General features: G+C 61.2%; 20 protein-coding genes and 1 tRNA gene. 12 read left to right on the forward strand and 9 right to left on the reverse strand.

Annotated elements, in window-relative coordinates; all coding sequences use genetic code 11:
* Positions 1 to 167: 167 nt before the first annotated feature.
* The gene (recA, locus tag GAL01_RS02895; protein WP_062030452.1) at positions 168 to 1,205 is read left to right on the forward strand and encodes a recombinase RecA; all 1,038 of its coding nucleotides are present in this window, start codon (positions 168 to 170) and stop codon (positions 1,203 to 1,205) included.
* Between the two features lie 65 nt (positions 1,206 to 1,270).
* Here recA and GAL01_RS02900 read toward each other — a convergent pair whose 3' ends face one another.
* Both GAL01_RS02900 and GAL01_RS02905 read right to left on the reverse strand, forming a co-directional pair.
* On the reverse strand, positions 1,271 to 2,245 hold the full coding sequence (locus tag GAL01_RS02900; protein ID WP_062030454.1) for a ferritin family protein: 975 nt from the start codon (positions 2,243 to 2,245) through the stop codon (positions 1,271 to 1,273).
* 54 nt (positions 2,246 to 2,299) lie between these two features.
* Positions 2,300 to 2,977, reverse strand: coding sequence for an ATP-dependent Clp protease proteolytic subunit (locus tag GAL01_RS02905; protein ID WP_062030456.1), 678 nt, complete (start codon positions 2,975 to 2,977; stop codon positions 2,300 to 2,302).
* Positions 2,978 to 3,142: 165 nt separating this feature from the next.
* Here GAL01_RS02905 and GAL01_RS02910 point away from each other — a divergent pair, with 165 nt between their 5' ends.
* The 7 genes from GAL01_RS02910 to GAL01_RS16160 all read left to right on the forward strand — a co-directional run bounded on the left by GAL01_RS02910 (position 3,143) and on the right by GAL01_RS16160 (position 10,446).
* The gene (locus GAL01_RS02910) at positions 3,143 to 4,132 is read left to right on the forward strand and encodes a hypothetical protein (RefSeq protein WP_099253047.1); all 990 of its coding nucleotides are present in this window, start codon (positions 3,143 to 3,145) and stop codon (positions 4,130 to 4,132) included.
* 123 nt (positions 4,133 to 4,255) lie between these two features.
* A complete protein-coding gene (locus GAL01_RS02915; protein ID WP_062027526.1) occupies positions 4,256 to 5,482 on the forward strand; it encodes an LL-diaminopimelate aminotransferase in 1,227 nt (408 codons plus the stop codon).
* Complete coding sequence (locus GAL01_RS02920; RefSeq protein WP_062027528.1) at positions 5,479 to 6,768, forward strand: homoserine dehydrogenase; 1,290 nt, start codon at positions 5,479 to 5,481, stop codon at positions 6,766 to 6,768. Before GAL01_RS02915 ends, GAL01_RS02920 begins: the two co-directional genes overlap by 4 nt.
* Complete coding sequence (glpX, locus tag GAL01_RS02925; RefSeq protein ID WP_062027529.1) at positions 6,765 to 7,766, forward strand: class II fructose-bisphosphatase; 1,002 nt, start codon at positions 6,765 to 6,767, stop codon at positions 7,764 to 7,766. Before GAL01_RS02920 ends, glpX begins: the two co-directional genes overlap by 4 nt.
* Positions 7,767 to 7,776: 10 nt before the next feature.
* Positions 7,777 to 9,576: a single-stranded-DNA-specific exonuclease RecJ gene (gene recJ, locus GAL01_RS02930; RefSeq protein WP_062027530.1), complete on the forward strand. Its 1,800-nt coding sequence runs from the start codon at positions 7,777 to 7,779 to the stop codon at positions 9,574 to 9,576.
* Between the two features lie 41 nt (positions 9,577 to 9,617).
* Positions 9,618 to 9,693: transfer RNA gene (locus GAL01_RS02935), tRNA-Glu, on the forward strand.
* A 528-nt stretch (positions 9,694 to 10,221) separates the two neighbouring features.
* Positions 10,222 to 10,446, forward strand: coding sequence for a transposase (locus GAL01_RS16160; protein ID WP_369690444.1), 225 nt, complete (start codon positions 10,222 to 10,224; stop codon positions 10,444 to 10,446).
* Here GAL01_RS16160 and GAL01_RS02945 read toward each other — a convergent pair.
* From GAL01_RS02945 to GAL01_RS02955, 4 genes are all read right to left on the reverse strand, one after another.
* Entirely contained in the window at positions 10,412 to 11,389 is a 978-nt protein-coding gene (locus tag GAL01_RS02945) for an LLM class flavin-dependent oxidoreductase (RefSeq protein ID WP_062027532.1), read from the reverse strand. The genes GAL01_RS16160 and GAL01_RS02945 overlap by 35 nt on opposite strands.
* Positions 11,390 to 11,585: 196 nt before the next feature.
* Positions 11,586 to 11,675, reverse strand: coding sequence for an SDR family oxidoreductase (locus tag GAL01_RS15830; protein ID WP_197458958.1), 90 nt, complete (start codon positions 11,673 to 11,675; stop codon positions 11,586 to 11,588).
* A gap of 12 nt (positions 11,676 to 11,687) precedes the next feature.
* Positions 11,688 to 11,948 (reverse strand): SDR family NAD(P)-dependent oxidoreductase, encoded by a 261-nt coding sequence (locus GAL01_RS15835; RefSeq protein ID WP_062027533.1) that lies wholly within the window; start codon positions 11,946 to 11,948, stop codon positions 11,688 to 11,690.
* A gap of 110 nt (positions 11,949 to 12,058) precedes the next feature.
* Positions 12,059 to 12,640 (reverse strand): TetR/AcrR family transcriptional regulator, encoded by a 582-nt coding sequence (locus tag GAL01_RS02955; protein ID WP_062027534.1) that lies wholly within the window; start codon positions 12,638 to 12,640, stop codon positions 12,059 to 12,061.
* A gap of 120 nt (positions 12,641 to 12,760) precedes the next feature.
* On the opposite strand from GAL01_RS02955, the gene GAL01_RS02960 reads away from it, so the two are divergent.
* Positions 12,761 to 13,741 (forward strand): SDR family NAD(P)-dependent oxidoreductase, encoded by a 981-nt coding sequence (locus GAL01_RS02960; RefSeq protein ID WP_062027535.1) that lies wholly within the window; start codon positions 12,761 to 12,763, stop codon positions 13,739 to 13,741.
* Positions 13,742 to 13,852: 111 nt separating this feature from the next.
* Entirely contained in the window at positions 13,853 to 14,968 is a 1,116-nt protein-coding gene (locus GAL01_RS02965; RefSeq protein WP_082790609.1) for a metallophosphoesterase, read from the forward strand.
* Positions 14,969 to 15,247: 279 nt separating this feature from the next.
* On the opposite strand, the gene GAL01_RS02970 is transcribed toward GAL01_RS02965, so the two are convergent.
* On the reverse strand, positions 15,248 to 16,003 hold the full coding sequence (locus GAL01_RS02970) for an anti-sigma factor family protein (RefSeq protein WP_062027536.1): 756 nt from the start codon (positions 16,001 to 16,003) through the stop codon (positions 15,248 to 15,250).
* The gene (locus tag GAL01_RS02975; RefSeq protein ID WP_062027541.1) at positions 16,000 to 16,506 is read right to left on the reverse strand and encodes an RNA polymerase sigma factor; all 507 of its coding nucleotides are present in this window, start codon (positions 16,504 to 16,506) and stop codon (positions 16,000 to 16,002) included. The genes GAL01_RS02970 and GAL01_RS02975 overlap by 4 nt, the downstream gene beginning before the upstream one ends.
* Before the next feature lie 173 nt (positions 16,507 to 16,679).
* On the opposite strand from GAL01_RS02975, the gene GAL01_RS02980 reads away from it, so the two are divergent.
* Both GAL01_RS02980 and GAL01_RS02985 read left to right on the forward strand, forming a co-directional pair.
* Entirely contained in the window at positions 16,680 to 17,765 is a 1,086-nt protein-coding gene (locus GAL01_RS02980; protein ID WP_062027543.1) for a catalase family peroxidase, read from the forward strand.
* Positions 17,762 to 18,334, forward strand: coding sequence for a cytochrome b (locus GAL01_RS02985; RefSeq protein WP_062027538.1), 573 nt, complete (start codon positions 17,762 to 17,764; stop codon positions 18,332 to 18,334). Before GAL01_RS02980 ends, GAL01_RS02985 begins: the two co-directional genes overlap by 4 nt.
* Positions 18,335 to 18,357: 23 nt before the next feature.
* On the opposite strand, the gene GAL01_RS02990 is transcribed toward GAL01_RS02985, so the two are convergent.
* Positions 18,358 to 19,316 (reverse strand): MFS transporter (locus GAL01_RS02990; RefSeq protein WP_099253049.1); only part of this gene is annotated, 959 nt, incomplete at its 5' end.

The raw sequence follows: 19,316 nt of genomic DNA on the forward strand, positions 1-19,316 counted from the left end.
CCTGTCTTCCCCTTGGCGTCGCGGGGGGCAAACATGATATGCCTCTCAGAAGAACATTTTGCGAACACGGGAAGGCGATAACCGTGACTGATGCAGTGCTTTGCGAGAATGGCTGCCCGGTCTATCGTACCCTGCACACGCCAGCCCAAACCTATTGCGAGGATTGAATGGACAAGACCAAGGCGCTTGAAGGCGCACTCAGCCAGATTGAGCGTGCTTTCGGCAAGGGCTCGATCATGCGCATGGGCCAACGGCCAAAAGTGGAAGCCAATGTGATTTCAACCGGTTCCATCGGACTGGACATTGCGCTTGGAATCGGCGGCATGCCGCGCGGCCGTATCGTTGAAATCTACGGACCGGAAAGCTCGGGCAAGACCACGCTCGCCCTGCATGTTCTGGCCGAAGCCCAGAAAAAGGGCGGCACCGTCGCATTCATCGACGCCGAACATGCGCTCGACCCCGGCTACGCCCGTAAACTCGGCGTCAATATCGACGATCTTCTTCTGAGCCAGCCAGATGCCGGCGAACAGGCTCTGGAAATCGCCGATACGCTCGTCCGGTCCGGCGCCGTTGACGTGCTGGTCGTGGATTCCGTGGCAGCCCTCGTCCCGCGCGCCGAGCTTGAGGGCGACATGGGCGACAGCCATGTCGGTCTGCATGCCCGCCTCATGAGCCAGGCCCTGCGCAAACTGACGGGAACGGTCTCGCGGTCCAACACGCTCGTGATCTTCCTGAACCAAATCCGTATGAAAATCGGCGTGATGTTCGGCAATCCCGAGACGACTACGGGCGGCAACGCCCTGAAGTTCTACTCCTCCATCCGCCTCGATATCCGCCGCATCGGGTCCATCAAGGACAAGGATGAGGTCGTCGGCAACCAGACACGCGTCAAGGTCGTCAAGAACAAGATGGCCCCGCCGTTCCGCCAGGTTGAGTTCGACATCATGTATGGCGAAGGCATCAGCAAGATGGGCGAACTGCTCGATCTGGGCGTGAAGGGCAACATCGTCGAGAAATCCGGCGCATGGTTCTCTTTCGACAGCCAGCGGATTGGTCAGGGACGTGAGAACGCCAAGCAGTTCCTGCGTGACCATCCGGACATGGCGTCCGAAATCGAACGACGCATCCGGGCCGAAGCCGGCGTCCTCGCCGACGCCCTGATGACGGCCCCCGAACCCGATGCAGACGGCGCTTCGGAAGACTGAAACGGAAAAGGGCTCCCGCAACGGAGCCCTTTTTTATGACCTGCCTCTCCTGGGAAGAGAACCGTTCAGGCCGCAACCCGATTGCGAACCCGATCCCATAGCTTCGCACCTTTGATCATCGCCCGCGCAATCGCCGGTGTGGTCGTGGGTCGCAGCAGCCGCGGATCATACCCCGCAAACCGGCGGTCGTTTTCATCCAGACAGAGCTGCATGAGGTCCGGGACCTTGACGTCCATGGCCGTCATGTCCTTGGCGCCCGTAACGGTGAAATTGTTGTCCTGGGTGTGCTCTTCGCCATTCTCGTCAATCGAACGGGCCAGCCCCATGCGCTCATAGGCGAGGAACAGCCACACGCCGATCACACGCAGCTCAAACCAGGGCCGCTTCCAGAACGGCATGGTTGCCCGATGCCAGGCCAGCCAGTTCGCGAACAGCAGGATATGGCGGCATTCTTCCTGCATCACCGGCTCGAACGTCTCAATCAGTTCCTGCGGAAACAGACCGGCGCGCTCGGCCAGCGCGAACAGTCCGAATGCGAAGAAGCTGTCCACACATTCCGAAAAACCCGTAACCAGATAGGCCCATTCCGTGTCTTTCGGCGTGATGTACGGAGGCTCCGGCGCCATCGGAATCTTGTAGGCCTCGACCAGCTTGGACAGGACCTCTTTGTGCCGGTTCTCTTCCCACGCATTCCGCGAGAGCGCGTCCTTCATGTCCGGATCGGTGATCATATCCGCATAGGCGGCCATGCGCAGACGCGCCTTGCCCTCGGTCTGGACCGCAATATCCCAGATCGGCAGGGACGTGATGCGATGCAGCGTCTCGGGATCCAGCGTCGGCCAGTCGATCACGGAGGGCTTGTACGGATTGAACGTATCGCGGAACATCGCGGCGACGGCCCGCTTGTGCTCTTCCGTACCGGGCTTGAGCGGGCCCTGGATCGGGCTGCTCCAGTGGCGCGCTTCGTAATCAACGCGCTCTAGCGTCTTCTCCGACGGTGCGTCGGGAAGATGGGAATAGATTTCGGCCAGACTTTTCATGATGGTCTTCGCGGCGTGCCCGAAGACACGCCGTGCCCCTTGGAGCTTGTAGTTTTACTTCAGGTCGGTCGCAGAATTGATGATGCGGTTCACAAGCCCGTATTCGATCGCTTCCTGCGCCGACATCCAGTAGTTGCGGTCCGTATCCTTGGCGACCTTCTCGTAGGTCTGCCCGGTTTCCCTGGCGAAAAGACGGTTCAGACGCTCGCGCATCTTGATGATCTCGCGGGCCTCGATGTCGATATCCGTTGCCGGACCGCGCACTCCACCCATCGGCTGGTGCAGCAGAAAGCGCGTGTTCGGCAGACAGACGCGCCGCTCGGGACGGCCAGCCGCATAAATCAACGCCCCGGCGGAGGCGACCCAGCCGGTCCCGATCATGTTGATCGGCGCAATCGAATCCACAAAGCGGATCATGTCATGGATGGTGTCGCCACTCTCCACATGACCGCCCGGCGAGTTCACATAGACGTCGATCGGCTTGTCGGACGTCCCGGCCAGCGCCAGCAGGCGCCCCGTCACATCACGGGCGATCTTGTCGTTGATACCGCCGAAAATCAGAACTTTCCGCTGATCGAACAGACGGCCTTCAAGCTCGCTGATCGGGCTGTTCAGCGTCTTGTTGTCTTCCTCGCGGGTTTCGCGCTCCGGAGCATCCGGCTCGTCGTCCAGGCGGGTCGGGTTCATTCTGGTGATATCCATATCGTTTCCAGATCCAGCATGCATCTTCATACCCCCTATCCTGCGCTTCGTTTTCGTCGGTGCCAAGTCCTCCTTCCATGTGAAGGGGACAGGAACACTCGCCATCCCGGTCCCGAACGGCTAGTGTCCGCCGTATTTCGACATTCCAAAGACAGCAGGAACGGCACAGTGGCCCCAGGGATCAGCAGGCAGCCCATGACAGCGGCAACACGCAGAACTGCGGGGAAAATCCCGTTTCTCCTGCTGATGACCGCGCCACTTCTGACGGCCTGCCAGCATCGGGACATGACCGATACCGTCACCGGCTGGTGGCATGGCTTCGAAGGCGGCGAAATCGCAAAACTGCGCGCCCCTCCGCCGGGAGAAAACCTGCCCTACCCCCATGTCGGCCGCACGCCCACGCAGGCACCGAACCTCCCGACCCCGGAAGCCCGTCTGTCGCTGACGACCCGCCTTGAGGCGCAGCGGAACCTCGCCCAGCGCGAAAGTGCCGCCCAGGGCGCCCTCCCGACCATCCCGCCGCCGCCCAAACCCACACCGGCCGCCGTAACGACCGCCAACGCCGAACAGAGCGGCATGACCATGACAACCGTTGGCCAGCCTGAGCCCGAAAGCCCGTCGGCCATCAATCCGGCACCCGACACACCCGCCACGGCATCTCCCGCTCAGGCTCCGGCAAAGAAGCCCCCCGTTCAGGCACAGTCACCGGCCCCTGAAGCCGAACTCCCTCCCGTGGTGGCCAAATCCATCCCGCCGACCCCTCCGGGCCAGTTTCCGAAAATCGGAGACCTGCCGCCCCCACCGCCGCAGTTTCCGGGGTTCGACCTCCCGCGTGACGCCATGCTGAGCGGTCCTGTCCAGCCGGATATCGACACCTCAACACCCGAAGGCACCCTGATCCGCTTTCAGCCCGCCACCGACCACGTCATGGGCAACCCGCAGGGCGATTACCAGCATATCGTCTCACAGCGCGGCAACCGCCCCCTGACCATCCGGGGCTTCGGCGCTTTCATGAGCGCGGACGCCGCTCTTGCCCCTGCGGACCAGAACCGGGAAATCGCTCTCGGCCTGCTCCGCGCCCGCGTGGTCGCCCGCGCCCTGATCGAACGCGGCGTCCCGGCCTCGGCCATCATTCTCAAGGCCGAAGCCATCGGCGACGGCGTGCGCGTCACCACGGGAGGCTGACAGAAGGCTTAGCCGAGAGGCCGAAAGACACATTGTGAGATCTGTCACAGTCAGACTGTTCCACTCCTGGAAAAACCTGTCTATCGTCGCGTCTCCCTTTCACCCTCTGCCCCAGAGCTGGTCATGACCGAAGAGTTCCACCGCATCCGCCGCCTGCCGCCCTACGTGTTCGCTGAAGTGAACAAGGCCAAGGCCGCCGCGCGAGCCGCCGGTGACGACATCATCGACCTGGGCATGGGCAATCCCGACAGCGCACCGCCCGCGCATGTCGTGCAGAAGCTGATCGAGACGGTCGGCAATCCGCGCGCGCACGGCTACTCCGTCAGCCGCGGCATTCCGGGCCTGCGCAAGGCCATGGCGAACTATTACGAGCGCCGCTTCAACGTCTCGCTGGACCCGGAAACCGAGGTCATCGCAACACTGGGCTCCAAAGAAGGGCTGGCGAACCTCTCCGCCGCCATCACGAGCCCCGGCGACACGATCCTGGTCCCGAACCCGTCCTACCCGATCCACCAGTTCGGCTTCATCATCGCCGGAGCCTCCGTCCGCTCGATCCCGGCCACGCCGGACGAGGACATGCTTCGCGCTCTGGACCGTGCGGTCCGCCATTCCGTGCCCAAGCCGACGGCGCTGATCGTCAACTTCCCGTCCAACCCGACGGCCTTCGTCGCGAACCTCGATTTCTACAAGGAACTCGTGGCCTTCGCGCGCCGGGAAAACATCTGGATCCTGTCCGATCTGGCTTACGCGGAAATCTATTTCAACGAGAACGAGCCGCCCCCGTCCATTCTCGCCGTTCCCGGTGCCAAGGACGTGGCCGTCGAGTTCACGTCCATGTCCAAAACCTATTCCATGGCGGGCTGGCGCATGGGCTTTGCGGTCGGCAATCCGAAGCTGATCCAAGCCCTCACACGCATCAAATCCTATCTGGATTATGGCGCCTTCACGCCCATTCAGGTCGCTTCGGTCGCCGCACTGAACGGCCCGCAGGACTACGTGTCCGAAATTCGCGCCATGTACAAAGACCGCCGGGACGTTCTCCTGCGCGGCCTTCAGACCGCCGGATGGGACGTGCCCGTTCCCGCGGGCTCGATGTTCGCCTGGGCCCCCATTCCCCCCGCCTTCGCCGAAATGGGCAGCGTCGCCTTCTCCAAACTCCTGCTCAAGGAAGCAGGGGTTGCAGTTGCACCCGGCCTCGGATTCGGGGAATACGGCGAGGGCTTTGTCCGGATCGGACTTGTCGAAAACACCCAGCGGCTGCGTCAGGCGACGCGGGCCATCAAGAGCTTCATGACCCGGCACGGCGCCGGGGCCGGAACCGCTGACCTTCTTGGAGCTGCATCATCGTGAAACCACTGCGGATCGGACTGGCTGGACTTGGAACTGTCGGAATCGGTGTCATTCGTCTCCTGCGTGAGAATGCTGACCTGATTACCGCCCGGGCCGGCCGGCCGATCGAAGTCGTGGCCATCACGGCCCGTGACCGCACGCGCGACCGCGGCGCCGACCTGTCCGCCATGCGCTGGCACGACAGTGCCATCGCCGTGGCACAGGACCCGGAGATCGACGTGGCCGTCGAACTCATCGGCGGATCCGAAGGCCCGGCGCATGACATGGTCCGCACCGCGCTCGAACGCGGCCTTCCGGTCGTGACCGCCAACAAGGCGCTCGTGGCCCTGCATGGCGACAGGCTCAGCCGCCTGTCTTCGGAAAAGAACGCCCCCCTCCTGTTCGAAGCCGCGGTGGCGGGTGGCATTCCCGCCATCAAGCTCGTCCGCGAAGGACTGGCTGCTGACCGCCTTCTCAGCGTGGGTGGCATCCTGAACGGGACCTGCAACTACATCCTGACCGAAATGCGCGCCACCGGCCGGGATTTCACGGACGTTCTGACCGAAGCCCAGGCCAAGGGTTATGCCGAAGCCGAACCCTCTACGGACGTGGATGGCTGGGATACGGCCCACAAGCTCGCCATTCTGGCCGGTCTGGCCTTCCGCCCCATCGCCTTCAGCACCCTCTCCGTTCAGGGCATCCGCGACATCACCGCGACCGACCTGAAATTCGCCGACGAACTCGGATACCGCATCAAGCTCCTCGGCATGGCCCGCCAGGCTGAAAACGGCAGCGTCGCAGCCTGGGTCCGCCCCTGCCTCGTTCCCGCCAAAGCCCCCATCGCCGCCGTCGAGGGCGTCTTCAACGCCGTCACCACACAGGGCGTCTTCAGCGGTCCGATGACCATCTCCGGTCGTGGTGCGGGCGAAGGCCCGACCGCCAGCGCCGTCGTCGCCGATCTGATAGATCTGGCGCGGGGAACCGCCATTCCGGTGTGGGGCACAACCACCGTGCCAGCCGCCGCCGACTGCGCCAGTCTCGCTGATTTGAACAGCGCTTTCTATTTACGTCTGAACGTTCAGGACCGTCCGGGCGTAATGGCAGAGCTGACATCGGTTCTCCGGGACCACGATGTCTCCGTTCACTTTGTTTCCCAGCATGATGCTGCAACCGGATGCGCCGACCTGACAATCATCACCCATCAGGTTCCTGAAAAAGCCATTCATGCAGCCGCAACAGCACTCGCCGTCCTTCCTGTCGTGACCGGAAAGCCGCTTGTGCTCAAAATCGAGGATCCCCTTGCGTGATCGACCCTCAGAACATCCCCCCCTATCGCGTCACTGACCGCAACCTGGCCCTTGAGCTTGTCCGCGTCACGGAGGCGGCCGCAATCGCTTCCGCGCACTGGACCGGTCGCGGCCAGAAGAACGAGGCCGACGGCGCAGCCGTACAGGCCATGCGCGCAGCCTTCGACACCGTCGCCATCGACGGCATCGTCACCATCGGCGAAGGTGAGATGGACGAAGCCCCAATGCTCTACATCGGCGAGAAAGTCGGCTCCGGCGGACCGGCGATGGACATCGCGGTCGATCCGCTCGAAGGCACGAATCTGTGCGCCAAGAGCCTGCCCAACGCCCTGACGGTCGTGGCGCTGGCCGAACGCGGCAAGTTCCTCCACGCCCCCGACATCTACATGGAAAAGATCGTCGTCGGCCCGGATCTTCCCGAAGGCGTCGTGGATCTGGACGCTTCGATCGGCAACAATCTCCGCTCGCTGGCCAAGGCCAAGAAGCGCAACGTGTCGGACATGGTCCTGTGCGCGCTTGACCGTGAAAGACATGAAGAGCTGATCGCCTACGCCCGCGAAGCCGGCGCCCGCGTGATGCTTCTCAGCGATGGCGACGTCGCGGCCGCCATCGCAACCTGCGTGGACGGCGGCGGCGTGGATCTGTACGCCGGTTCCGGCGGTGCGCCCGAGGGCGTTCTGGCCGCAGCAGCCATCCGCTGCATGGAAGGCCAGATGCAGGGCCGCCTCCTGTTCGAGGACGACACCCAGCGCCAGCGGGCGCGCGAAATGGCGAATGGCCTCGACCCGGCCCGCAAGCTCTACCTGCACGACATGGCCTCCGGCAACGTTCTGTTCTCCGCAACGGGCGTCACATCCGGCCCGCTCCTGAAGGGCGTGGAACGTCCGAGCGCGACCCGCGCGCGCACGCATTCCATCGTGATGCGTTCAAAATCCCGCACGGTGCGCTATATAGAGAGCCATCACAGCTTCAAACCACAGGCAGAACCCGCGTCCTGAACGGAGAACCATGCTCGCAGACGATACGGGCGCCGTCCTCGGCGTAACCCGAAGTGCAGGAAACCGCCGCTGGATCTGGCGCGATCCCAGGCTGGCGGAAGCAGACAACCGCCTGGCCCTTGCTCTCGCCCAGCAGGCCAACATTCCTGAACTTCTGGCCCGTATCCTCTCGGCACGGGGCGTCGCACCCCACGACGCCTCCTCGTTCCTCAATCCCCGCCTGCGCGACGCCATGCCCGACCCTTCCTGCCTGCAGGATATGGACCGGGCCGCCGAACGCCTCGCACAGGCCGTCCGCAACCACGAGCATGTCGGTCTGTTCGGCGATTACGACGTGGATGGCGCCTGCGGCACGGCCCTCGTCTGCGACACCCTGCGCGAACTCGGCTGTCCCGTCAGCACCCATATCCCCGACCGTCTGACCGAAGGCTACGGCCCCAACACCGCAGCCCTCGAAAACCTGCTGTCGGAAGGTGCCACCCTGCTTGTCTGCATCGACTGCGGCACCGCTGCGATCGACATCCTCAACGGCCTGACAGACCGTGCCGACATCATCGTCCTCGATCATCACAAACCCGATGGCGCAGCCCTGCCCAAGGGGATCGTGGTCAACCCGAACCGGCTGGACTGTGCATCGGGCCTGAACAACATCTGTGCCACCGCCGTCGCCTTTCTCACCATGGTCGCCACGATCCGCCTCCTGCGCCGCACCAACTGGTTCGACGGCGGACAGGCCATCCCCGACCTGCTCCAGCGCCTCGACCTCACGGCCCTCGCCACCATCTGCGACGTCATGCCCCTGACCGGCCTGAACCGTGCACTGGTCATGCAGGGTCTGCGCGTCATGTCGCGTGGGGAGCGCCTCGGACTGGCCACACTCTCCTCCGTTGCGGGCGTGAAGGAAGAAGCCAGCGCCATGGCCTGCGGCTTTGCCCTCGGCCCTCGCATCAATGCCGGAGGCCGCATCGCACAGGCGGATCTGGGTCTGAAACTTCTGCTATCCGAGGATGTCGTGGAAGCCCGCGCCCTCGCCGAACAGCTCGATCGCGTCAATCGCCAGCGCCAGACCGTCGAATCCACAATCCTCGATTCCGCCATGGAACAGGCTCAGCAGCAGCTCGATGCAGGCCACGCCGTCATCTTCCTGCATGGTGAGAACTGGCATCCGGGCGTCGTCGGCATCGTCGCTGGCCGCCTGAAAGAGCGCTACAACCGTCCTGCCCTGGTCGCCGCCCTGACCGATGGCATCATCAAAGGCTCAGCCCGCTCGGTTCCCGGACTGGACCTCGGAACCGCCATCATCGCCGCCCGCCAGAACGGCCTCCTCCTCACGGGCGGCGGACATGCCATGGCCGCCGGCTTCTCCCTGGCCGCAGAGCGCGCGGAAGATTTCCACGCCGCCCTGAACACCCAGCTCTCCACAGCATTGGCCCTTCCCAAACAGGACGCGCTGAAACTCGACGGCATCATGACACTGGCCGGAGCCTCCATTGCCGTGGCCGATCAGCTCTCCCGACTGGAGCCCTTTGGCCCCGGCAATGAAGAGCCCGTTCTTGCCATCAGTAATGTCCGCTGCGTCAAAAGCGAACGCATCGGCAAGGATGGCAATACGCTCCGCGTCATTCTTCAGGGCGAGGACGGAAACACCCGTCTGCGGGGTCTGGTCTTCCGTGCAGGCGACAAACCCTTCGCCCCCCTACTGGAGGACCGCGCCATGCCACTGGTCCATGTCGCAGGCACATTGCGCGCCGAAACATGGCAGGAGCGAAAAAATCTATCTTTTTTCATTTCCGACGCAACAGCCGCTTGACGCCCTCCGAAACCCCTTCTATACACCCGCTCACGCCTCCAGTCCCGTTCGTCTAGAGGCCTAGGACACTGCCCTTTCACGGCGGCAACACGGGTTCGAATCCCGTACGGGACACCAATTTTTGGTAATGATATCAGCGCATTAGAGCTGTATCGGGCGCCAAAATTAAAAAATTAAGTAGCGATTTTGGACCAATGATGATTCCGTCTAATTTCGGAGTTTATCGCGTGGCCCGCACAAAATCGGCCAAGAATGCCAGCGATCCTGCGACAGGACGACCGGCAACCTGACGGCGTAAGTTGCCGGGGCGCCAGCAATACCGAGCCCGCAAGCTGGTCATAAGGCCAGCGGATTATCAGAACATTTGACATCGCTCGTCTTACCCACGCCTGGCTCGAGGAAACCTCGGTCAAAACGCGCGAAGAGCGTCATATCGACGTTCAGGCCTTGAACGGCCTCGTGCTCCGAACTCTGATTGAGCGCTACCGTGACGAATGCATGGCTCACCGTGACGCTGACCGGACAGGCCATATCCCCGCACTTCTTCGCGACCCCATCGCAGACCTGAAGCTCTCTCGCCTGACGGCTCCAGCAGTTCGAGGCTTTCGCGTCCGTCCGGAGATAAACGCCCGTTTTCTCAATGGTATGCTGCATGTCCTGCGCATCGGTTGTCCCCGGCGAGATATGCATGAGTGTTATGGCCAGTGGAACTCGGTCTATGTCCGGTTCCGGAGCCGGGCTGAACAGGGTGTCTGGGATGCCCTGCTGCAAACCCCGATAGATCTGGGACTGACTGATGACTGGCAGCATATGCTGTGCCGCGGCCTGTACTCGGTCATGCTCCCATCAGATGATGGGCGATCCCCCTGAGGGTGCGTCGCCTTTCTTCCTGAGAAAATAACGGTGCACCGATCAGGAGTTCATCAGGCCTGTATCGCTCCACAAAGGCGGAAATGTTTTGCGCAACGGTTTCTGCCGTTCCCACAAAAGTATGACGCAGTGTACTATCAAGAAGGCGTTGCTCCTGGCCATTCCAGGACACTGGACGGGGTGCAGGAAAAGTCGTCGGACGTCCCTGACGCAAAGCAATGAAATGCTGTTGCAGGGATGTGGCCGCTTGCTGCGCCTTGGCGTTCGTCTCTCCGATCACTGCGTTGACGCCCAGCATGGCGTAAGGTGATTGCAGCCGCTCCGAAGGCTCAAACCGCTCCCGATAGAGCGCCAAGGCATCTTCCATCAGGTCAGGGGCAAAGTGACTGGCGAATGCGAACGGCAGCCCCATGATAGCGGCCAGATGAGCTGAGAACAGGGACGATCCCAGCAGCCAGACCGGCACAGTCAGCCCCGCACCTGGAACGGCAAAGACTGTCTGCCCTGGTTGCGGCTTTTCAAAATAACGCAGCAGTTCGACGACATCCTGTGGGAAGCGGTCAGCAGAGGTCGGGTCACGGCGCAGTGCGCGCATTGTCGCCTGATCGGAGCCGGGCGCACGTCCAAGCCCGAGATCGATCCGGCCTGGATAAAGGCTTTCCAACGTGCCGAACGCTTCGGCAACAGCAAGCGGGGCATGGTTCGGCAGCATGATCCCGCCTGCGCCTACCCGGATGGTTTTCGTAGCTCCTGCGACATAGCCAATCACGACCGCAGTCGCGGCGGAAGCAATGCCTGGCATCGAATGATGTTCGGCCAGCCAGAAGCGCTGGAAGCCGAGACTTTCCGCATGCCGCGCAAGATCCGCACTTCGATGAAGCGCCTCGGCGGCCGAACTGCCTTCGGTGATGAACGCGAGATCGAGAACTGAAAGTGGAATCATGTACAACGCCCTGTCACCGTTTTCCCATACAGGTGGGGTGTGCTGCGGTATGTACCAAGCAGAAAGTGGAGTTGTAGGCTTCTTATGACAGGCAAGAGGGAGCTTTCCCCCAATTTTACTTCGTCCCTCTTTTAAAACTACCTTTTAGCTCGACGAAGATAAAACTTGCAGGGAGTTGTCGCCTTCATCCCCGTCCTCAGCTCGATCCGACCATGAAGCTGGCCTCGTCTGATGCGAGAAAAGCAATTACTTTAGCGATCTCCTCTGGCTGAGCCGCACGTCCGATGGGCCGTCCGCATCAATATGGTTGAGAATATTGATCACGGTATCCCCTGAGCCCACTGCATTGACCGGATCCCACGACCGATTGCTTCCACTGCCAGTATCCGGCATCGACAATAGCGCCGGTACCGTTCGGGATCATCGCACGCATCGCCTCACGCGAGTGCAGGAACACGCCCCGGATATTGACGGCGAAGATGCGGCCGCAGTCCTCAAGCGTCATGTCCACCATCAGTTTGTTGATGATAATGCCGGCATTGTTCACAAGAATACCCAATACTCTGTCAGCAGAGGACCAAGATGGCCGGCCGCGATAAGAGGCTGGACCTCGCCCTCAACCCAGACGATCTGTCAGCCGAAAGTGTAGCAGGTAGACAGGATGCGACTTTACGATGCCAAAGACCGCGAACCCGCGATGAGAATATCGACGAGGCGTTTTGCACTGCTCTCCCAGCCGGGACCGGCCGAAAAATTTGAAACGCCCGCCAGAGCGCGGAGCAGATCCAGAGGCTCGATGTCCGCGCGGAACTCACCGGCCGCGATGGCAGCGGAGACAAGGCTGTTGACTGCGGCTTTCAGAACATCGCCGGAATGCGCATAGAGCGCCCCTGTTCCCCCGACCAACCCGTTGAGCGCGGGAGCGATGACCTGCTTGGCGGCGATGTAATCCACGAACAGTCGCATCCATGCACGCAGCGCCTCCACGGGTGGATGCTGCGCGGCCAGCACGGGGGCCGCTTCAGCCAGGCGATCCAGTTCAGCGCGATAAACCGCCTCGATAAGAGCGTCGCGATTGGGAAAGTGGCGGTAGAGCGTGCCGATGCCAACGCCCGCACGCCGCGCGACTTCATCCAGAGGAATGTCCACTTCGCCCATCGTAAACGCAGTTTTGGCCACGTCCAGGAGCTGTTCCCGGTTGCGCTGTCCATCGCTGCGCGGTCGGCGACGAGATTTTTTCACGTCGGTCACCTGTCCTCCTCTTGTTAAACGGAGTATTACTCCGCATATTCAAGCGGAGCGATGCTCCACATAAGACATTCCATGCCATTTCGGCAAGGAATGGATGCACCATTTCAGGGAGTTCCACCCATGACTCAGGTTTTTGGCGCAACCTCAACGACTGATGATGTTCTCTCCGGCGTGTCCCTGAAGAACAAGCGCGTTCTCGTGACCGGCGTTTCCGCTGGACTGGGTGTCGAAACAGCCCGGGCGCTGGCGGCTCATGGCGCGCATGTCGTAGGCGCGGTACGCGATCTTGCAAAAGCGAAGCGCGCAACCGATCAGGTCCGCGAGGCTGCGGCGCAGGGAGGCGGCGCATTCGAACTTACCGCGCTGGACCTTGCGGATCTGGCGAGCGTCCGCGCCTGCGCCGACCGTCTGAACGCACAAGGCGCGCCCTTCGACCTGGTGATCGCCAATGCGGGCGTCATGGCGACGCCGTTCGGACATACGAAAGACGGGTTCGAGACGCAGTTCGGCACCAACCATCTGGGACATTTCGTTCTGATTAACCGGATCGCCGGCCTGCTGCGTGATGGTGCACGTGTGGTCAATGTGTCCTCGGCCGGACATCGCTTCGCCGACGTCGATCTGGACGACCCGAATTTCGACCATACGCCTTACGTGCCCTTTGTGGCCTATGGACGCTCCAAGACCGCCAATATTCTCTTTGCCGTCGCCTTTGATGCGCGGCATCGCTCACGGGGCGTGCGGGCAACAGCTGTTCACCCCGGTGCAATCATGACGGAACTGGTGCGGCATATGGCGCCTGGCGAAATCGAAGCCATGGTGAGTCAGGTCAACGAACAGGCCATCGCCGATGGCCATGAGCCGTTCCAGTTCAAGACCATCCCGCAAGGTGCCGCAACCTCGGTCTGGGCCGGCGGCGTGGCTGATGCCGCTGCAGTAGGGGCGCATTACTGTGAGGACTGCCGCGTCAGCGTTGTGATCCCGGACGACCAGCCGATCAGTCTGGCCAATCCGGGGGTCCGCGCCTATGCTCTTGATGCGACACGCGCCGAAGCCCTGTGGACAAAGAGCGAAGAGATGGTCGGAGAACGCTTCGCCTAAAGCCTTCGCGCGAACAATACTTCGGTATGGCACAAGCTCACGGCTGTGCCCGGGACGCCGATGGCCATCGCAAGCCGTCGGCTTCCCCTATCCATGAGGATATCCACACGCGTGCGCATTATTGTATTCGGCCTGCTTTTATCGATCGTGATCCTGAACTGGTTATGGCCACTTCCTCTTCCGGTCGCCGTGAAACTCCTGGTGGCCGTCTCCGTCATCGTGGCATCGCAATACCAGTTCTGGAGCAGGCTCTCCTCCGGATCGATCTTTGCGCCGGAGTTCCCGAAACCGCTTATCATCCTGTTCAACTGGGCGGTCGGGACGATCCTGTTTCTCACGCTGTTTCAGCTCGCGGTTGATCTCGGTGCGCTGTTGGTTGCACTGATTACGTGGCAACCGGTTCGTATTTGTACCGAAGCCCGCGTCGCAGTAGCTGGACTGGCCGGGTTGCTCGCGGCCATCGGCGTTGCCAATGCTCTGCGGGTGCCCCCTGTCAGGGATGTCACCGTCACCATACGCGGATTATCGCCGCTATTTGATGGGTACCGGCTGCTCCAGCTGAGTGATCTGCACATCACACGGCTTTTCTCTGCAAAGTGGGCCGCTCGTGTCGTGACGCGCGCCAATGCGGCCGCTGCTGATCTGATTGTCGTGACGGGAGATTTCATCGACGGGTCGGTGGATATGCGCCGTGCCGACGTCGCACCGCTCGCAGACCTGCGTGCGCCCGATGGCGTACTGGCCGCTCCGGGCAACCATGAATATTTCTTCGATTATGCCGCCTGGATGCGCCATCTGTCGGCACTGGGTTTCGATGTACTGGAAAACCAGCACAGGGTCATCACGCGCGGAATGGCCCATCTGGTAATCGCAGGCGTAACGGATCGTTCGGCGCGCGGGCACAGCCAGGTTGGCCCGGATCTTGAGGCGGCTTTGATGGACTGTCCGGCCCGTGCTCCGGTTGTTCTGCTCGATCATCAGCCTGGGGACGCCCGGACCGCCGCGGCTCGGGGTGTGGCGCTTCAGCTCTCGGGTCACACGCATGGTGGGATGATCCGCGGCCTCGACATGCTCGTGGCACGAGGCAATAACGGCTTTGTCTCCGGACGCTACCAGGTTGGCGGCATGACGCTCTATGTCAGCAATGGGACTGGTCTATGGCCCGGCTTTGCGCTCCGCCTGGGCGTGCCAGCCGAAATCACGCGGTTTCATCTGCGGGCCGGATAAGGAAGAGGCCAGCTCACAATCTCTTTCCGATGACTGGCTATTTCTGCAATCGTGACTGGCCCTCTATAGCGTTGAATGAACGGCAGGAAACGCCTTGAGGGTTCTTTTAAAACGGAAATTTCGTCCCCCCTCTCACAAAAAGCCAACTTTTTTCCTACACTCTTAAATCTTCCGCTGCTCAATCATAGAAGATGCGACAAGCTCGAAATTCCGGACTTTCAAAGTGCCTTCGCAGGCTCATGCATCACACTCGAACCGCCTGCCAAGGCGTCCTGATCCTCAACTGGCCTTCGCCATCAGATCACGGGCATGGTCAGCCAAAGCGTGCAAACTGCTCATGGACGTATCCGCGACCATACTGACCCCCAGCCCGTTCTGGGCCCAGAGATAACCCGGCAGATGCCGCATCGGGCGCATGGGGGCGGTAACGTCCACGCCGTACATGGGACGCACGAACAGGGAGATCCGGGCACCGCTGTCATCATTATAGAAAAAGACACAGGCCGGCCCATGATCCGTCGTCACCAGTTGTCCTCCCACCAGGTGGTAGCCCGCTGCGGACAGATTCGGCGGCTGTACCGGGCGCCCCAGTGCTTTGCCGCCCCATGCTGCGAGTTGCGCAACATTGCTTTCCGTCATCGTGCTCCCTTTGCTGGCCTCACGCACGATGGTCGCTTCCTGCTCAACAGCAGCCAACCCGACGGGCACACGTCGATCCCGCAGAAACCATCCACTGCCAAACCCTACCGACAGCGCAAGGGCAATAGAGGCCGCCATTCGCGGCATGTTGGAATGCATACCTCTGCGTTGCCGCAGGTTTGAAATATTGAAGCGCGCTGGCACAGGCTCCCGGAGTTCCGGCTCCAACCCTGTGCGGAGGGCCTCACGCTCGTTTCTCCACGCCATGACGCGCCGCAGTGTTTCGGGATGGCTGTCGAGCCAGTTTTCCACTGTGCGCAAACGTTCGGGAGACAGAAATCCATCAACCCAGGCCTGCAGATCATCTTCGGTCACGGGGCGATCAGGCTGGGTCATTTCACTCTCCGGAGCGTGGGGCGTTCCTCATGTTCAACAAGACTGTGCAGGGCCGCACGCGCCCGGGACAGACGCGACATCACGGTCCCGATCGGCAGATCCAGAATTTCTGCGACAACGCCATATTGAAGCCCTTCAACACCAACGAGCATCATGATCTGTCGATGATCTTCAGACAGACGTCCAAACGCATGCACAACTTCCTGCCACTCCAGATGAGGGATCTGTCCGGCTTCCTGCAATGGTTCAGGCGGCGTGGTTTCGCCCCATGACACGACCCGCCGGAAACGCCGCCAGTGATTAACATTGAGACGATGCGCGATCGTGAACAGCCACGCACGCAGATCAGACTGTCCACGCACCTGATGCAGTCGCGTAAGCGCGCGTTCCAGACAATCCTGTACGAGATCGTCCGCCTGAGACGGATCACGGGTCAGGACACGAGCGTATCGTCTCAACGCCGGAATGGCAGCCTGCAACCTGATATGCGCATCATCAGTCAACTCCGTCTTTGCCTTTCGCAGGGTCATTCTCACAGACAGAGACGTTCTGGGAGGCAGTTTATTCCGCATCAAAGCGCAGGATGCGAAAATATTTTCCAGTAATGCGTTTTCCCGGGAATAAAGCCAGCCTGCCTGACGTCTTTGCGGACGATAACCGCATCGGATCAAAACCCATGGCACAGAAACCTGCCCCCCCACCCATACTGGCCCTCCGCTGGCTCGGCGTTGGCGCCGTACCCGCGGCACTTGCTCTGGCGTTCCTCTGGGCTGGCGGCTGTTTTTCTCCCGGCCGTGTGACACAGAACCGCCTGATGGGCGAACTGCACAACGCCGGAAGCTACGGACATGGTTTTCGGAGAGCTCACGCCAAGGGGGTCTGTGTCAGCGGATGGTTTGACGCGAGTGGTGACGCTTCGCATCTGTCACGCGCAGCAGTTTTCCATGAGCAGCATGTGCCAGTTATCGGGCGGTTCGCTCTCGCCGTGGGGCAGCCTTATGCGTCGGACAACGCAGCCACCGTGCGAAGTATGGCGCTACGCTTCATGCCGCCCGATGCCCCTGAATGGCGGACCGGTATGAATGACCCGCCGGTTCTGCCGCTACGCGATGCGCATGATGTTTCGGATTTTTTTACAGCGCAGCAGAGTGATCCGGCAACCGGAAAGCCTGATCCGGCCCGCGTAAAAGCGTTCGGCGCAACCCATCCCTGGCTCAGATCCGCGGCCGATGTAAACGCCCACCGGTTCATTTCATCAGGGTTCGCAGACGATACGTTTCACAGTCTCGATAGCTTCGTCCTGAGCGCCGCAGACGGCACGACAACAGCGGTTCGCTGGACCATGATACCAACGCAGCCGGTGACCCCAAGTGATGCCAAAGCGGGCGATCGTGAGTATCTGTTCCGTGAACTGATCAGCGACATTCATACCCATGCCCTGCACTGGCATCTGATGATGACCGTGGCAGGTCCACATGATGCCATCAACGATCCAAGCCAGATCTGGGCGCAGGATGACCAGACGCTTGACGCCGGAACCCTGACCCTCAATTCCATTGAAAGTGAGGATGGCGGCCCCTGCACAGGCATCACCTTTGATCCTCTCGTTTTGCCGCCAGGCATTCAGCCATCGGATGACCCGATCCTTCAGGTCCGCTCTGCCGCTTACATGCGCTCTTTCTCTCTCCGAGCTGGTGAAAACCGTAGTTCAAGCGCTGTGACGCCTACCCTGATTCAGACCCCTGAAAGCAAAAAATCATGAACGGCATGGCTACCTTCCCGCTTCTGTCGCGCGTCTTGCACTGGCTCATGGCCGTCATGATTTTGGCTATGCTGTTTATTGGCCTTTTTATGGCCTCTTCAGTCGGCCCCGATTATCATCGACTGGTGGCGCTGCATCGCCCTCTGGGCATCGCGATCCTGATGCTGGCAATCCTGCGCGTGGCAAATCGCCTTCGATCCTCCGTTCCGACACTTCCGGAGGATTTGCCACGACTTTTAAGGCGCATCGCTACGACTTCACATATTCTGCTGTACGGGCTGATGATTGTTCTGCCGTTTGTGGGCTGGGGAATGCTATCCGCAGGCGGGTTTCCCATTCCATTATGGGGACAGTCCCTCCTTCTCCCCCCTATCCTGCCGCATAATCCTGCCCTCTGGTCCTGGCTGCGTTCCGCTCACACAATTCTGGCATTCGCGCTCTTCGGGCTGGTTCTGGCGCATATCGGGGCGGCCCTGTTCCATGGCCTCATCCGACGTGATGGTGTGTTGCGGAGCATGTGTGCAAAGGAAGCTCCTTCACCGGATTTGCAAGAACAGAAACCGGTTTGAGAGTTTGGTCAGTGTGTTTCACACTACGAATGTGGACGCCCAAGCCGATGTCCAGATCGAAACCCGTGGGACCGGGCCTGCCATGTGATCAGAAATCCAACACCGGCAAGCCCCAGCACAGCCCAGGGAAACGACGTTGCCCCCCAGGTCTGAAGCAGCACACCCCCCAGAACTCCACCACCGGCTATGGCGCTGTTCCAGACAACAACATTCATTGACAACGCGACGTCCACGCCATCGCCGGCTGCATCGGCAAGTGCCGTCTGGAGCAACGTCGCGGCCCCTCCAAATGTCAGCCCCCATATCGTAACGCCAATCACGATCACCACTGGCGACGCAGACCCAATTACAAAGACACCTGCGACAACAACAAAAATCGCGAGACTGGCCAGAACGGAAAGACGCAGGGCATGATCGACCGTGCGACTGGTCAGCCAGATGCCAACAAGGGCAGCGAGACCAAAAAGCAGAAGGACCCGGTCCGCCTGCCCTGCCAGCCCGGCAGGTGCGATGAAGGGCACAATATAGGTGTAGAGAACATTGTGGGCGAGCATCCAGACCATCACCACGCCCAGAACAGACCGCACACCGGGAGTTCGCAGAACACGTCCGAACGGCAGACGCTCATGCTGCGCAACTCCCGGAAAATCGGGGACGCTCTTCAGAACCCAGACAATCAGCAGCAGGGTCGAGGCCGACATGATTCCGAAGGCCAGCCTCCAGCCCATCAAAGCTCCCAGCCAGGTTCCGGTCGGAACACCCAGCGATAGCGCGACTGGCGTACCCACCATGGCAATGGCCAGTGCACGCCCCTGCTGGGAGCGTGGCACCATTTTGCGCGCATAACCCGCCAGCAATGCCCAGGCGAGGCCCGCAGCGGCACCCGCACCATAACGGGCCATAAGGGTGAGGCCGTAATGTGTCGAAACCGCCGTGATTGAATTGAAGATCACAAAACCGATGATCGCCAGCAGCAGCACCC

Source organism: Gluconobacter albidus, from assembly GCF_002723915.1.
GTDB classification, from domain to species: domain Bacteria; phylum Pseudomonadota; class Alphaproteobacteria; order Acetobacterales; family Acetobacteraceae; genus Gluconobacter; species Gluconobacter albidus.